Genomic DNA, 15,066 nt, shown 5'->3' with positions numbered 1-15,066 from the left:
CCCGTCAGGCAGTTCCCCTCAACGTTCCTCGCCAAGCGCCCGCCACAGCAGGGCTCCGCAAGCAGCGCCAAGGATCGGCGCCAGCCAGAACAGCCAGAGCTGCTGCAAAGCCCAGCCGCCGACGAACAGCGCCTGCCCCGTCGACCTCGCCGGATTGACCGACGTATTGGTCACAGGGATCGAAATAAGATGGATGAGCGTCAGCGCCAGACCGATCGCGATAGGTGCAAAGCCCGCAGGAGCCTTCCCATGCGTGGAGCCCAGAATGATGATGAGGAAGAAAGCCGTGAGCACCACTTCGATCACCAGGCCCGACAACAGCGAATAGCCGCCCGGCGAGTGTTCCCCATATCCGTTGGCGGCGAAGCCACCCACATCGGCCCCGGCCTTGCCCGTTGCGACGACATAAAGGACGGCCGCCGCCACGATGGCGCCCGCGACCTGCGCCACGATGTAATGCGGAAGCTTGGCCGCTTCGAAACGACCGGCGACCGCCAGCCCGACCGACACGGCCGGATTGAAATGGCCGCCGGAAATGCCACCGACTGCATAGGCCATGGTCAAGACCGTCAGGCCGAAGGCCAGTGCAACCCCGAGAAAGCCGATGCCGAGTTCAGGAAAGGCCGCGGCAAGAACAGCACTGCCACAACCGCCGAACACCAGCCAGAATGTCCCGAGAAACTCCGCCAGAAGTCTTGTTTTCATGCCTTACCCTTCCCTCACGTTATCGCGTTCCCGCCGCCCCGAAGAACACCAGCCTCGCTGAAAGCGAGAGCAGGTTCTTCGCGGATCGGAGAATCTCCGTGCGAGGACCTTAGATTAAGAAACTGACGAAAGACAAGAGTAAGATGCAGATCCGTTCGCGCCAGGGCTGTAGGCGCCGACGGCGAAGGAAGCAGCCCGAAATGCCGTCATTCCTCCGGCTCGGCGGTGAACATCAGCGGGAAATCCCTGCTCTTGGCGAGATCCATCGCCTCGGTCACCTTGGTCTCGGCAATGTCCTTGGCGCAGACGACGATGACGCAGGACCCAAGCTTGTGGGCGGTCATCATGAAGCGGTAGCCGGTCTCCTCGCTCATGCGGAAGACGACCTTCAGCACCAGCGTCACGAACTCGCGCGGCGTGTAATCGTCATTGTGGAGGATGACCTTGTAGAGCTTGGGCTTGTCGAGCTTCAGCTCGGTCTGCTTCTTGGGTTTCAGGACAGTATCGTTGTCTCTCATCGGATGCTCCGCGATGACAGGGAAACAAAGGACCAAACGGGCCAACGGTCCTTAACCCAGGCGCATGACGAAGCCATGGCAAGACGGACCGGACGGAATTGTCAGGAGTCGTACCAGATCGCCCTTCAAGAACGGTGACTGGTCGCACTCACAAGTTTAGGGCAAATCCCGCTGTCTCTCAACCCTCGAATCCGCACCTTTCGGCCCACAAGCCTTGACCTTGCCACGCCCTTATCCCATAGGCACTGCAAACGAATTCTACCAGGACAGGGTTTCAGGCCATGGGCTTCAAATGCGGTATCGTCGGACTGCCGAATGTCGGCAAGTCCACTCTCTTCAACGCGCTGACCAAGACGGCGCAGGCGCAGGCCGCCAACTATCCGTTCTGCACCATCGAGCCGAACACCGGCGAAGTGGCGGTTCCCGATCCGCGCATGCAGAAGCTGGCCTCGGTCGCCGGCTCCAAGGAAATCATCCCGACCCGCATCTCGTTCGTCGACATCGCCGGTCTGGTGCGTGGCGCCTCGAAGGGCGAAGGCCTCGGCAACAAGTTCCTCGCCAATATCCGCGAAGTCGATGCCGTCGTGCATGTGCTGCGCTGCTTCGAGGACGACGATATCACCCATGTCGAAGGCCGCATCGATCCGGTCGGCGATGCCGACACGATCGAGACCGAGCTGATGCTCGCCGACCTCGAAAGCCTGGAGCGCCGCGTCGACCAGACCCGCAAGCGCGCCAAGAGCAACGACAAGGAATCGCTGGCCCAGCTGCCGGTCATGGAAGCCGTCCTCAAGCTCTTGAACGAGGGCAAGCCGGCCCGCCTGCTCCTGAAGACCCTGGCCGCCGACGATATCGAGATCCTCAAGGGCCTCAACCTCCTGACCTCGCATCCCGTGCTCTATGTCTGCAATGTCGCCGAAGCCGACGCGGTCAACGGCAATGCCCATACCAAGGCCGTCGCCAAGATGGCCGAGGAACAGGGTGCGGAATGCGTGATCATTTCGGCCGCCATCGAATCGGAAGTGGCGCAGCTGCCGGAAGAGGAAGCCAAGGAATTCCTCACCGCACTCGGCCTGGAGGAAGCCGGCCTCGACCGCTTGATCCGCGCCGGCTACCACCTGCTCGACCTCATCACCTATTTCACCGTCGGCCCCAAGGAGACTCGCGCCTGGACCATCGTGCGCGGCACCAAGGCACCGGCGGCGGCCGGCGTCATTCACACGGATTTCGAACGCGGCTTCATCCGCGCCTTCACCATCGCCTATGACGACTACATCGCCTACAAGGGCGAAGTCGGCGCCAAGGAAGCCGGCAAGGGCCGCGACGAAGGCAAGGAATATGTCGTCCACGACGGCGACGTCATCCACTTCCGCTTCAACACCTGAGCGGCGACAGCCGGCCCTAAACAGCAACGCCGCGATCCGATCGCGGCGTTTTTCGTTTATGCCGGTCGATGCGCTTTGCAGCGAACCGCTCATCGGCACTCCTTGAATTTGGCCCCATGGGCGGTCATTCTGCACAGAAAAGCAAACGAGGAAACGCCGCATGCCCATGCCCACCCTCTATTTCGAGGATTTCCACCAAGGCCGGGTCTTCGGTCTTGGCCCGAAGACCGCCCAGGTGGACGAAATCATCGAATTCGCCGAGGAATTCGATCCTCAGCCGATGCATTTATCGGAAAAAGCCGGCGCGGCCAGCATTCTCGGCGGCCTTTCCGCCTCGGGCTGGCACACCAGCGCCATGTTCATGCGCATGATGATCGATGCCTATCTGCTGGCCTCCGCCTCGGAAGGCGCCCCCGGCATCGATGTCATGGAATGGAAAAAGCCCGTTCTCGCCGGCGATACCCTGTCCGGCCGCTCGATCGTCGAGGCCGCCCGGCCGATGCGCTCGCGCCCGCAGATCGGCATCGTCAATTTTCGTCACGAGTTGGAAAACCAGCGCGGTGAAACGGTGCTGATGTCGAAGAACGCCATCATGTTCCGCCGCCGGGCCGTGGAGGGTGACGCCGCGTGAAAATGATCGAACTCTACCCCGCCGGCCAGAGCTTCACCGTCGGCCAAAAGCATTTCACCGCCGAAAGCATCATCCGCTTCGCGACGAAATTCGATCCGCAGCCTTTCCATATGGACGAGGAGGCCGCCAGATCTTATGTCTTCGGCGCACTCTGCGCCTCAGGCTGGCAGACCTGCGCGGAATGGATGCGCTGTTTCGTGGATTATTGGGCCGCGGAAAGCGCCCGCATGATGCAGGAGGGCGTGGCACCGCCCAAACTCGGTCCCTCGCCCGGCTTCAAGGATCTGCAATGGCTGAAACCGGTCTATGCCGGCGACACCATCACCTATACGGTGACCATGCTGGAGAGCCGCCCGCTCGCCTCCCGGCCGGGCTGGATCCTCAACCACAGCCGCAACGAGGGTACCAACCAGAATGGCGAACCGGTGATGCGCTTCACCGCATCGCTTTTGGAATTCGAATAGGCAAGGACAGACCCATGAGCGTTTATGATTTCCAGGCCATCGATATCCGTGGCAAGAACCGCGACCTGTCGGAGTTCGCCGGCAAGGTGCTGCTGATCGTCAACACCGCCAGCGCCTGCGGCTTCACCCCGCAATACGAGGGCCTGCAGGAACTGCAGGACAAATATCCGGACGATCTCACCGTGCTGGCCTTCCCCTGCAACCAGTTCGGCGCCCAGGAAAAAGGCAGCGAAGACGAAATCGCTACCTTCTGCGACCTGAACTTCAAGGTCAGCTTCCCGCTATTCTCGAAAATCGAGGTGAACGGCGACGGCGCCCATCCGCTTTACAAATACCTGACCCACGAAGAGCCCGGCATTCTCGGCACCGAGGCAATCAAGTGGAATTTTACAAAATTCCTGGTCGGCCGCGACGGCATGCCGATCGCCCGCTACGCCCCGACCACGACACCGGCCGCCATCGAGCCGGATGTCGTCAAGGCGATCGGCGCCTGAGACCCATGGCGGCGCAGACCGGCTTTCGTGTTGTCGACACCTTTCAGCCCGGCCTGCGCGCCGTGCTGGCCGACACCGCCCACGCCTTTCCGCGCCACAGCCATGACGAATTCGGCATCGGCCTGATCGAGGCCGGTGGCCAGCTGTCCGCCTCCGGCCGCGGCCAGGTGACGGCCGGCGCCGGCGACATCATCACCGTCAATCCCGGCGAGGTCCACGACGGTGCCCCGTTGCGCAACGAAAACCGCCGCTGGCGCATGCTCTATCTCGAGCCGTCACTGATGCGCTCGCTGGCGCACGGCATCGATCCCGAGGCCGATGGCGAGGTTGAATTCAGCGCACCAGTGCTGTCCGACCGCCGCATCGCCCTGCGCTTCGCCAAGGCCTTCCATGGGCTGTCCGAGCGCTCGTCCCTTGCCGGCGAAGAAGACCTGCTGACCCTGACGGCCGGCCTGTTGTCCGCCAGGAGAGCCGGGCTCGCCGACCCGCTGCATCCCGGCCTCAGACGGGTGAAGGCAATGCTCGACGACGCTCCCGACACGGATATCAGCCTCACCCTGCTGGCCGACGAGGCGGGCCTCAGCCGCTTCCAGGTGCTGCGTTCCTTCGCCGCCCATTACGGCCTGACGCCGCATGCCTATCTCATGCAGCGCCGCGCCAACCTTGCTCGCGACCTCATCCGTTCGGGCAGTTCCCTTGCATCGGTCGCCTTTGAGGCCGGTTACGCCGACCAGAGCCACATGACACGCGATTTCCGCCGCCGTTACGGCCTGACACCGTCGGCCTTCGCCGGCCTCCGGTGACACTGCAATTGCGTTCAAGACGGCGTGCTGCGGCGCCCGCTATCGTCCCCGCAAGGAAAACGGAGCGCGCAGCATGCTTTTGGAATTCACCCTCACATCCCTGATCGTCATCGCCACGCCCGGAACCGGCGCCCTCTACACCATCGCCATGGGCCTCGCGCATGGTAGGGCCACGGCGATCGTCGCCGCCTTCGGCTGCACGCTCGGCATCGTGCCGCACATGGCCGCCGCCATGGTCGGACTGGCGGCGATTCTGGCCACCAGTGATGCCGCCTTCAACATCCTGAAACTCGCCGGCGCACTGTACCTGATCTGGATGGCCATCAGCGTCTGGCGCGACACCTCGCTGCTGTCGCCTGCGGGCCAAACCAGACGGCAAAGTGCCGCCGAGATCGTCCGTCATGCCGTGCTGATCAACCTGCTGAACCCGAAGCTGTCGATCTTCTTCCTGGCGCTTCTGCCGCAATTCGTCCATCCGGACGATCCGGGCGCCCTTACCGCCATGACCGGCTACAGCCTCGCCTTCATGGTGATGACCTTCATCATCTTCGCTCTCTACGGTGCTTTCGCCGCCATGGCACGCGACAGGGTCCTGTCCCGTCCCCGGCTGACCGTGCTGATCCGCCGGGCGTTTGCGGCCGGCTTCCTGCTGCTTGGCATTCGTCTGGCCCTGGCCGGGCGATAAGATCCGCCATGGAACTGTTCGAGCTCGCTGCCGTTCTATCCCTGTCTCAAAAACGGGAGAAGACCATGCACAAGGACAAGCGACAGGCCGAAGCGGACGCCAAGCGCGACACCGATCACCGCATCATCGTGGCCGGGCCGGAAGCTCACGCCCGCGAAAGCAAGGGCGAAGCCCCTCGCCCGGCAAAGACCGAAAAAGCGGACAAGACGAACCAGTGCGGCTCGAAACCGTAAGGCCTGGTTGCCTGCCCTGTTAGGGGCAGAATCCGGCCTTCAAACTCAGTGGCCGGAAAACTCGACCAGGGTACGCACCTCGACACCGAGCGCCTCGAGTTTCTTGCGACCGCCGAGATCCGGCAGGTCGATGACGAAGCAGGCCGAGACCACGTCGGCACCGATCTGCCGCAGCAGTTGCACGGCGCCGACCGCCGTCCCGCCGGTCGCAATCAGGTCGTCGACCAGGATGACCTTCTCGCCCGGCTGCACGGCGTCGACATGCATTTCCATCTCGTCGACGCCATATTCCAGGCTGTAGGCAATGCGCACGGTGGTGTGCGGCAGCTTGCCCTTCTTGCGGATCGGCACGAAACCGGCCGACAGCTGATGCGCCACCGCCCCGCCCAGAATGAAGCCGCGCGCCTCCATGCCGGCGATCTTGTCGATCTTCAGACCCGCATAGGGCTGCACCAGCTCGTCCACCGCCCTGCGAAACGCCCGCGCATTGCCCAGCAGCGTAGTGATGTCGCGAAACACGATGCCAGGCTTGGGATAATCGGGAATGGAGCGGATGGAGGCTTCGAGTTCGGAGACGATTTTGCTCATTGAGATATCCGTGGTGATCGTCAAAAAATGACTCTGTTTGGCCGGACCCTATCAAGTCTGATAATACCCACCAACAAAAAAGGCGGCCGTCGAAGGCCGCCTTCTTCCGTAGTCCGTTCAAAAAATCAGTGTTCCTTGTTGGAATAGACCGATTTCTTGGTGAGATAGACCAGAGACGAGAAGATCACCAGGAACACCATGACCATGAAGCCGGTGCGCTTGCGCTCTTCCAGGTGCGGCTCTGCAGCCCACATCAGGAAGGCGGCGACGTCCTTGGCATACTGGTCCAGTGTCTGCGACGTACCGTCGTCGTAGGTGACCTGGTCATCGGTGATCGGCTGCGCCATCGCAAGAGCGGCAGCACCCGCAAAATACGGGTTGAAATGCGTTCCTTCAGCCACTTCGACGCCTTCTGGCGGCTCCACGTAACCGGTCAGCAACGAGTAGATATAATCCGGGCCACCTTCCTGATACTGGGTGAAGATGTCGAAGATGAACAGCGGGAAGCCGCGTTCCACGCCACGCGCCTTGGCAATCAGCGAAAAGTCCGGCGGCGCAGCGCCGCCATTGGCCGCAGCCGCTGCTTCCTTGTTCGGGAAGGGCGACGGGAAGTAGTCGGACGGAACAGCCTTGCGGGTATACATCTCGCCATCGGCGTTGGGGCCGTCCTGGACCTCATACTCCGCAGCGAATGCCTTCACCTGGTCTTCCGAATAGCCAAGCTCCTCCAGCATGCGGTAGGGCACGAGGTTCATCGAATGACAGGCCGAGCAGACTTCCTTGTAGACCTTCAGGCCGCGCTGCAACTGGCCCTTGTCATACTTGCCGAACGGGCCGGCGAAGCTCCATTCGACATTGTGCGGCTTGAAGATCGGATAGTGGCTCGCGGCCGCCGCATGTTCGGCGGCGGCAGCGAGATCATGTCCTTCCTCGGCAACCGCCGCAGAGGCGCCATACCCGGTAAGAGCCGCGATCAGAGCGATGCTTGTAACAAGCTTTTTCATCTTAGTTTTCCCTCTATCGCAACAATCAGGCGCTTGCGCCGGCAGACTTGCCGCTTTTTTCAAGCACTGCCTCGGTAATCGAATTGGGAACGCGCCGCGGCGTCTCGAAAAGGCCGAGCAGAGGCATGATCACAATGAAGAAGCCGAAGTAGTAAAGCGTTCCGAGCTGCGCCATCAGCGTGTAGAGATCTGACGGCTGACGCGAGCCGAGCCAGCCGAGCAGGATGCAGTCGACGACGAACAGCCAGAAGAACAGCTTGTACCAGGGACGGTAGACGGCCGAACGAACCTTGGAGGTGTCGAGCCAGGGCAGGAAGAACAGGATGATGATCGAGCCGAACATCACCAGAACGCCGCCGAGCTTGGAATCGATCGGGCCGATATTGAAGGTGATGGCGCGCAGCATCGCGTAGAACGGCAGGTAGTACCATTCCGGAACGATATGGGCCGGGGTCTTCAACGGATCCGCCATCGTATAGTTGTCCGGATGGCCGAGATAGTTCGGCATGTAGAAGATGAACCAGGCATAGGCGATCAGGAAGATCGACACGCCGAACGCGTCCTTGAGGGTCGCATAGGGCGTGAACGGCACGGTGTCGGTCTTCGACTTCACCTCGACGCCGGTCGGGTTGGTCTGGCCGGTCACATGCAGCGCCCAGATGTGCAGGATGACGACGCCCGCGATCATGAAGGGCAGCAGATAATGCAGCGAGAAGAAGCGGTTCAGCGTCGGATTGTCGACTGCAAAGCCGCCGAGCAGGAACTGCTGGATCCACTCGCCGACCAGCGGGAAGGCGGTGAAGAAGCCGGTGATGACGGTCGCACCCCAGAAGGACATCTGACCCCAGGGCAGAACATAGCCCATGAAGCCGGTTGCCATCATCAGGAGGTAGATGACCACGCCGAGGATCCAGAGGATTTCGCGCGGTGCCTTGTAGGAGCCGTAATAGAGGCCGCGGGCGATGTGCAGGTAGACGGCGATGAAGAAGAACGACGCGCCGTTGGCATGCATGTAGCGCAGCAGCCAGCCGTGGTTGACGTCGCGCATGATCTTTTCGACGGAATTGAAGGCGACCGTGGTTTCGGCGGCATAGTGCATGGCCAGAACGACGCCGGTCAGGATCTGCACGACCAGCATGACGGCCAGCATGGCGCCGAAGGTATAGGCATAGTTCAGGTTGCGGGGTACCGGAAAGGCGATGAAGCTGTCGTACACCAGACGCGGCAGCGGCAGCCGCGCGTCGACCCATTTTTCCAGGCCGGTCGACGGCTGGTAGCTAGAATGACCACTCATATTCAGTTATCCCCTCAACCGATCTTGATCACAGAATCGGACACAAATCCGTAGTTCGGAATATGCAGGTTTTCCGGTGCCGGACCTTTGCGAATACGACCCGCGGTATCGTAGTGCGAGCCGTGGCAGGGACAGAACCAGCCACCGAAATCACCAGCCTGGCCAAGCGGCACGCAGCCCAGATGGGTGCAGACGCCGATCATCACCAGCCAGTTTTCCTTGCCTTCGCCAGCCGAGCGGGCAAGATCCGTCGCTTCAGCGGCAGCGTCGCCATTCGCGTTGCGAGCGACCGGGTCCTTGAGATCGGCGATCGGGACCTGCTTGCCCTCCTCGACTTCCTTGTCGGTGCGGTTGCGGATGAACACCGGCTTGCCGCGCCATTTGATGATCAGCGACATGCCCGGCTCCAGCGCCGAAACGTCGACTTCGATCGAGCCTAGCGCCAGCGTCGAGGCATCCGGCCGCATCTGGTCGATGAACGGCCAGGCAACAGAGACCGCGCCCACCGCGCCGGCCATGCCGGTCGTCAAATAAAGGAAATCGCGGCGAGTGGGCTCGCCCAGGCTTTCGCTATTCATGTCGTGTTCGCTCACCGCTAAACCATCCTCTTCGCAAAGTGCTGCGATAAACCGCATTACCCCCGTAAACGGCCAATCTGCGGGCAGCCTTAAAGGTGCCACAGATTCCCCGCCAATTGGGCGCGTTCTAAGCTTGATATCGAATTCTGTCCAGTCTTCACAGGGGGATGGGGGCACAATGTCGCGGAAAAACTTCGGCGTTGCAGCCATTGGATCACTCTGCGTTTGACGGCACTTGTCGTCGCCTGTGCACGGTGCGTCGAGGAAAGTCCGCTCATGTTGCAACGCACACATATCTCGTGCATGGTCGGCCCGCGATGAAGCGGCATCGCGGCAAACGATTATCGGAGCACGATGAGAGAGAAGACCTCCTGCGCCCTTGGCGCCATTCTTTCCCTCTGCCTGCTGGTCATCTGCCTGCGTTATGCCGTGAACCTCTGGCCGTTCGCCTTTGTCCACAGCCTGCAGGTCCATATCGGCGTGGCCGTAATCGTGGGAGCCGCCCTGTGCTACGCTCTTAGCCGAGGCCCCTACCCCGTCGCGATCTTTGCCGCCGCCCTGCTGGTCACCCTGCATGCGCTTGTCATGCAATGGCAGGTTCTGCCATCGGCCGTCGCACCGGCGCTCGCCGGCGCCCGGACGCTGCGGATCCTGTCCTTCAACGTGCTCGGCAACAACAACGAGAATGCCGACCGAATCGTAGAGACGATCCTTGCCTCCCAAGCCGATGTCGCCTTCATCATGGAGGCCGGCCCGCTGGAGCCGCTCCTGAACGAACTGTCGGCCGCCTATCCCTATCGCATCGGCTGTGGAGAGCGTACCGACACCTGCGACCTGATGCTGCTGTCGAAGCTGCCGATCCGTGAGCCGCTCGTCGCCGCCCTCAGCGACCTGCGCAAGGATCGATTCGCCATGGCCGATATCGACATCAACGGCCGCACGGTGCACTTTGCCGCGGCCCATCTGACCAAACCCTATTTCGACGATTATCACGGCGGCGAGCTGGAAATCCTGAAAGAAATCATTGGCTATACCGGCGGCTCCTTCGTGCTGGCCGGCGATTTCAACGCAGCGACCATCGCCCCCGACATGCAGGATTTCCTTCACGTCACCGGCATGACCACCACCGGCTGGGAGCCCGCGACCTGGCCGATCGCCGCCGGTCCGTTCGGGCTTGCCATCGACCATATCTATGTCTCGCCGGCGATCGTCCCGCTTTCCCTGCAGCGCATGGACGACAGTCTGGGATCCAATCATTACGGCCTGATCGCCGAAATCCTTATTCCGCCGGCCGCCTGAGACCCGAAAGATGCTCTGGCGTTTCAGTCGGAGCGTCCTCGTCGCTCTCCTCGTCGAGGGCCAGGAAGCCGCCGGACTGGCGCGCCCAGAGTTCCGAGTAAAGCCCGCCGCTCTCGACCAGTTCGGCATGGGTGCCTTGCTCAATGATCCGCCCCTTGTCCATCACCACCAGCCGGTCCAGCGCCGCGATGGTCGACAGCCGGTGAGCGATGGCCAGCACCGTCTTGCCCTGCATCAACCGGTCGAGATTGGACTGGATCGCCGCTTCCACTTCCGAATCGAGCGCCGATGTCGCCTCGTCCAGCACCAGGATCGGCGCATCCTTCAGCATGACGCGGGCAATGGCGATGCGCTGGCGCTGGCCGCCCGACAGTTTCACGCCGCGCTCGCCGACATGGGCAGCAAAGCCTTGGCGCCCCCGCTGGTCCTCCAGCCGCTCGATGAAATCCAGCGCTTCGGCCCTAAGCGACGCCTTGCGCAGCTGCTCGTCGGAGGCATCGCTGCGGCCGAACAGGATATTGTCGCGGATCGAGCGGTGCAGCAGCGAGGTATCCTGCGTCACCATGCCGATCTGCGCCCGCAGGCTTTCCTGCGTGACCTTGGAAATATCCTGCCCGTCGATCAGGATACGCCCCTGCTCCACGTCGTAGAAACGCAGCAGCAGGTTGACCAGCGTCGACTTGCCGGCGCCGGACCGCCCGACGATGCCGACCTTTTCGCCGGGCCGGATGGTCAGCGTCAGATGGTCGATCACCCCTTTGCTGCGGCCATAGTGGAAGGAGACATCCTCGAAGCGGATCTCCGGCTCGCGCACGGCAAGCGGCGCGGCACCCTCGGCATCGGTCAGGCCGATCGGCTTGGAAATCAGCTCGGCCGAATTCTGGATCGTGCCGATATTGCGCATGATGCCGTTCAACTGCGTCATCATGCGGCCCAGCAGCATATTGAGCCTGAGCACCAGGCCTAGCGTGAAGGCCACGCCGCCGGCGGTGATGGCGCCTGCAAACCATAGGTCGATCGATAGCGCCGCGATCGTCACGATCATGATGCCTGACAGCAAGGCCAGCGACGCCCGCACGCCGGTCAGCAGCCGGGCAAAGGGCCGCATCGAATCCTGAAACCGGTCAAAACCGTCGCGGATATAATGGTCGTTCTGTTCTTCGCGTCCGAACAGTTTCAGTGTCTGGATATTGCTGTAGGAATCGACCAGCCTTCCGTTCAGCATGGATGCGGTTTCCGCCGTGTCGCGGGCATGGTGGCGGATGCGCGGCACGAAGATGCGCGCCAGCACGCCGAACACCGCCACCCAGGCGGCAATGATCGCCGCCAGCCGCCAGTCGAGCTGTGCCACCAGCGCCATGGTCGAAATGGTGTAGATCGCCATGAACCAGCCGACCTGCAGCAGCGCGGTCAGCAGGTCGCCGGTCGATTGCCCCGCCGACCAGACCTTGGTGACGATACGGCCGGCAAAATCGTTCTGGAAGAAGGACAGCGATTGCCGCGCCACATGCACATAGGCCTGCCAGCGCACGAGATTGTAGAAATTGAGGACGATCACCTGCTCCTCGACCAGCGCGCCAAAAGTCACGACCACGAAACGGCCGATCAGCACGACCAGCAGCATGCCGAGCAGTTCGAGCCCGTGGCTGGCGATCAATCCGTCCCAGCCGGCCTGCGGCGACACCGTGTCGAGCACGTCGACCAGCCGCCCGACAAACCAGAACAGCGCCGCCTCCAGCATGGCGACCAGCCCGCCGAACAGCGCCATGGCGACGAAGGCCCATTTGGCCTGGCGGACATAGAACCAGACAAAGGCCCAGGTACTCTCCGGCGGCCGCAGATCGTCACGGCGGGCAAAGGGATTGATCCAGGATTCGAACAGGCGGGCGATGGAGCGAAACGACATGGAAAGCGATATAGGCGGATTCTGCGACGCATCCAAGAAAATGCGGGCCCGGCGAGATTATAATTCGGTAATGAAACGTGGCTTTAGGGTGTAGGTCTTGAGACTGACAAAGTCAGCTCCAGCATCGGCGAGCCCCACTCTTCCATCATTCCAGCGAAAGCTGGAATCTAGTCACGGCGCGTCTGCGCCGTGAAAGAGTCTTTCGTGATCAAGGACTTGATCACACTGGATCCCGCATCAAGTGTGGGATGATGGAGTACGAGGCAACGCGGCTGCAAACGACAAAAGCCTCGGCTACGGATTTATCAACAGCCTGAGCCACCAGCTATTCCGCCGCGGCCTCCGTGCTTGCCACTTCGTCGGCCAGGAAGCCGCCGGACTGGCGGTTCCACAGGTCTGCATAGATGCCGCCGCGGGCCACCAGTTGGGCGTGCGTGCCGGTCTCGATGATATGGCCCTTGTCGAGCACGACAAGCCGGTCCATCTGGGTCAGCGTCGACAGGCGATGCGCGATGGCGATCACCGTCTTGCCCTCCATCAGCGCAAACAGGCTTTCCTGGATCGCCGCTTCCACTTCCGAATCGAGCGCCGAGGTCGCCTCGTCGAGGATCAGGATCGGCGCGTTCTTCAGGAACACCCGGGCGATCGCCACGCGCTGGCGCTGGCCGCCCGACAGTTTCACGCCGCGCTCGCCGACCTGCGCGTCGAGCCCCTTGCGGCCCTGCATGTCGGAAAGCCCCTCGATGAAATCCCAGGCATTGGCGCGCTTGGCCGCCTCGATGATCTCGGCATCTGTCGCCTCCGGCCGGCCATAGGCGATGTTGTCGCGGATCGAGCGATGCAGCAGCGAGGTATCCTGCGTCACCACGCCCACCAGCGAACGCAGGCTGTCCTGCGTCACCGTGGAAATGTCCTGGCCGTCGATGGTGATCGAGCCCTTTTCCAGGTCGTAGAAGCGCAGCAGCAGGTTCATCAGCGTCGTCTTGCCGGCCCCGGAGCGGCCGACCAGGCCGACCTTCTCGCCGGCCTTGATGGTCAGCGAGAAGTCCTCGATGATGCCCTTGTCCTTGCCATAGTGGAAGCGGACGCGGTCGTAGACGATCTCGCCCTTCGGCGCCGCCAGCGGCCGAGCCGAAGCCAGATCGACGATGTCATGCGGCTTGGTCATCATGCCCATGCCGTCATAGACCGTGCCGATGTTCTCAAACAGCGCCGAGACTTCCCACATGATCCATTGCGACATGCCGTTGATGCGCATCGACAAGCCGATGGCGATGGCAATCGCACCCACCGAGATGGCGCCGTTCAGCCAGAAGGCGATGCTGGTTGCCGAAATGGCAAACAGCACGATGGCATTGTTGATGTCGACATAGAAATTCAACAGCGTGATCTGCCTCATCTGCAGGTGTACCGTTTCCAGGAAGGCGTTCATGCCGCCCTTGGCATAGGTCTCCTCGCGTCCGGCATGGGAAAACAGCTTGACGGTAGCGATATTGGTATAGCTGTCGACGATGCGACCGGTCATCATCGAGCGCGCATCGGCCTGCGCGCTGGAGAGCCGGCGCAGCTTGGGAATGAAATATCCGAGGATCACGCAATAGATCACCAGCCAGACGACCAGCGGCAGGACCAGCCGCCAGTCCACCGCGACAACCAGCGCCAGCATCGAGACGAAGAAGCTGATGGCATAGACGAAGACGTCAATGATCTTCATCGTCGATTCGCGCACCGCCAGCGATGTCTGCATCACCTTGGTCGCCACCCGGCCGGCGAATTCATTGGCAAAGAAGCTCATCGAATGGCGCATCAGGAAACGATGCATCTGCCAGCGGGCAATCATCGGGAAATTGCCGGCCAGAACCTGGTGCATGGTCAGCGTATGGAGGAAGCCGACGACAGGCAGGCCGATCAAGAGCAGCGCCGCCATCCACATCAGCCGGCCGCTTTCCTGCTCCAGGAACGTGTTCGGATCGGCCTTCGACAGCCAGTCGACGATATTGCCGAGGAACTGGTAGAGAAACACTTCTCCAACGGCGATCAGCATCGAGCACAGGCCGAGCAGGAAGAGCCAGGGGGCAGCCGGCTTCACATAGTGCCAGCAAAAGGCAAACAAGCCCTTCGGCGGCAGTTCCGGCTGTTCCTCCGGATAGGGATTGAGGCGCTGTTCGAACCAGCTGAACATGGACATGCTCCAGTCGTGTCTTTGACGGCCGGACCGGCATCGAACGGCAATCAAGCCGCGCGCCGGCACAAGGGCCTGGAACCAAAAGGGGCGAGGCCGCAATTCGGCCGCACGGACAATCAGAGGGGGAAATTACAAGAAAAAAGCGACGGGATCGCTGTCACGCCTGCGGATAAAAATCCGGCACCGGGAAGCGCATCTTGGCAATGGACATCATGAAGGCCTCCCTAGTTCGCGTTGAAGATGACGTCGCTTTTAGACGCCTCCCGGCTGCTTGAAAAGCCGGAAAACAGCAAG

The 15,066-nt window shown here is 61.7% G+C and carries 16 protein-coding genes; 8 read left to right on the top strand and 8 right to left on the bottom strand.

Going from position 1 to position 15,066, the window contains the following annotated elements; all coding sequences use genetic code 11:
* Positions 1-18 precede the first annotated feature (18 nt).
* Positions 19-705, bottom strand: a complete 687-nt coding sequence (aqpZ, locus tag HFC70_RS18680) for an aquaporin Z (RefSeq protein WP_168474805.1) — start codon at positions 703-705, stop codon at positions 19-21.
* Between the two features lie 206 nt (positions 706-911).
* Complete coding sequence (clpS, locus tag HFC70_RS18675; protein WP_168474804.1) at positions 912-1,223, bottom strand: ATP-dependent Clp protease adapter ClpS; 312 nt, start codon at positions 1,221-1,223, stop codon at positions 912-914.
* 281 nt (positions 1,224-1,504) lie between these two features.
* Here clpS and ychF point away from each other — a divergent pair, with 281 nt between their 5' ends.
* The 7 genes from ychF to HFC70_RS18640 all read left to right on the top strand — a co-directional run bounded on the left by ychF (position 1,505) and on the right by HFC70_RS18640 (position 5,918).
* A complete protein-coding gene (gene ychF / locus HFC70_RS18670; protein ID WP_168474803.1) occupies positions 1,505-2,608 on the top strand; it encodes a redox-regulated ATPase YchF in 1,104 nt (367 codons plus the stop codon).
* Positions 2,609-2,774: 166 nt separating this feature from the next.
* Complete coding sequence (locus HFC70_RS18665) at positions 2,775-3,239, top strand: MaoC family dehydratase (protein WP_168474925.1); 465 nt, start codon at positions 2,775-2,777, stop codon at positions 3,237-3,239.
* Positions 3,240-3,241: 2 nt separating this feature from the next.
* Complete coding sequence (locus tag HFC70_RS18660; RefSeq protein ID WP_210259338.1) at positions 3,242-3,703, top strand: MaoC family dehydratase; 462 nt, start codon at positions 3,242-3,244, stop codon at positions 3,701-3,703.
* 14 nt (positions 3,704-3,717) lie between these two features.
* A complete protein-coding gene (locus HFC70_RS18655; RefSeq protein WP_168474801.1) occupies positions 3,718-4,197 on the top strand; it encodes a glutathione peroxidase in 480 nt (159 codons plus the stop codon).
* Between the two features lie 5 nt (positions 4,198-4,202).
* Positions 4,203-5,000, top strand: a complete 798-nt coding sequence (locus tag HFC70_RS18650) for an AraC family transcriptional regulator (RefSeq protein ID WP_168474800.1) — start codon at positions 4,203-4,205, stop codon at positions 4,998-5,000.
* Between the two features lie 73 nt (positions 5,001-5,073).
* Positions 5,074-5,685 carry a LysE family translocator gene (locus tag HFC70_RS18645; protein ID WP_168474799.1) on the top strand — a complete coding sequence of 204 codons (612 nt, stop codon included), beginning with the start codon at positions 5,074-5,076 and terminating at the stop codon, positions 5,683-5,685.
* A 65-nt stretch (positions 5,686-5,750) separates the two neighbouring features.
* A complete protein-coding gene (locus tag HFC70_RS18640; protein ID WP_168474798.1) occupies positions 5,751-5,918 on the top strand; it encodes a hypothetical protein in 168 nt (55 codons plus the stop codon).
* Between the two features lie 45 nt (positions 5,919-5,963).
* Here the strand turns inward: HFC70_RS18640 and HFC70_RS18635 are convergent, their stop codons facing one another.
* The 4 genes from HFC70_RS18635 to petA form a co-directional block, all read right to left on the bottom strand.
* Positions 5,964-6,506 carry an adenine phosphoribosyltransferase gene (locus HFC70_RS18635; RefSeq protein WP_168474797.1) on the bottom strand — a complete coding sequence of 181 codons (543 nt, stop codon included), beginning with the start codon at positions 6,504-6,506 and terminating at the stop codon, positions 5,964-5,966.
* A 125-nt stretch (positions 6,507-6,631) separates the two neighbouring features.
* Positions 6,632-7,510: a cytochrome c1 gene (locus tag HFC70_RS18630; RefSeq protein ID WP_168474796.1), complete on the bottom strand. Its 879-nt coding sequence runs from the start codon at positions 7,508-7,510 to the stop codon at positions 6,632-6,634.
* Positions 7,511-7,535: 25 nt separating this feature from the next.
* Positions 7,536-8,804, bottom strand: coding sequence for a cytochrome b N-terminal domain-containing protein (locus HFC70_RS18625; RefSeq protein WP_168474795.1), 1,269 nt, complete (start codon positions 8,802-8,804; stop codon positions 7,536-7,538).
* 14 nt (positions 8,805-8,818) lie between these two features.
* On the bottom strand, positions 8,819-9,397 hold the full coding sequence (petA, locus tag HFC70_RS18620) for a ubiquinol-cytochrome c reductase iron-sulfur subunit (RefSeq protein ID WP_168474794.1): 579 nt from the start codon (positions 9,395-9,397) through the stop codon (positions 8,819-8,821).
* Between the two features lie 339 nt (positions 9,398-9,736).
* Between petA and HFC70_RS18615 the strand changes: the two genes are divergently transcribed.
* On the top strand, positions 9,737-10,681 hold the full coding sequence (locus HFC70_RS18615; RefSeq protein ID WP_168474793.1) for an endonuclease/exonuclease/phosphatase family protein: 945 nt from the start codon (positions 9,737-9,739) through the stop codon (positions 10,679-10,681).
* Here HFC70_RS18615 and HFC70_RS18610 read toward each other — a convergent pair.
* Both HFC70_RS18610 and HFC70_RS18605 read right to left on the bottom strand, forming a co-directional pair.
* On the bottom strand, positions 10,662-12,587 hold the full coding sequence (locus tag HFC70_RS18610) for an ABC transporter ATP-binding protein (RefSeq protein WP_168474792.1): 1,926 nt from the start codon (positions 12,585-12,587) through the stop codon (positions 10,662-10,664). The two genes, HFC70_RS18615 and HFC70_RS18610, sit on opposite strands and share 20 nt — an antisense overlap.
* A 325-nt stretch (positions 12,588-12,912) precedes the next feature.
* Positions 12,913-14,769, bottom strand: a complete 1,857-nt coding sequence (locus HFC70_RS18605) for an ABC transporter ATP-binding protein (protein WP_168474791.1) — start codon at positions 14,767-14,769, stop codon at positions 12,913-12,915.
* Positions 14,770-15,066: the final 297 nt, after the last annotated feature.

The organism is Agrobacterium sp. a22-2, assembly GCF_012276985.1.
In the GTDB taxonomy this organism is placed as follows: domain Bacteria; phylum Pseudomonadota; class Alphaproteobacteria; order Rhizobiales; family Rhizobiaceae; genus Allorhizobium.
This window is presented reverse-complemented; position numbering and strand designations above follow the sequence as displayed.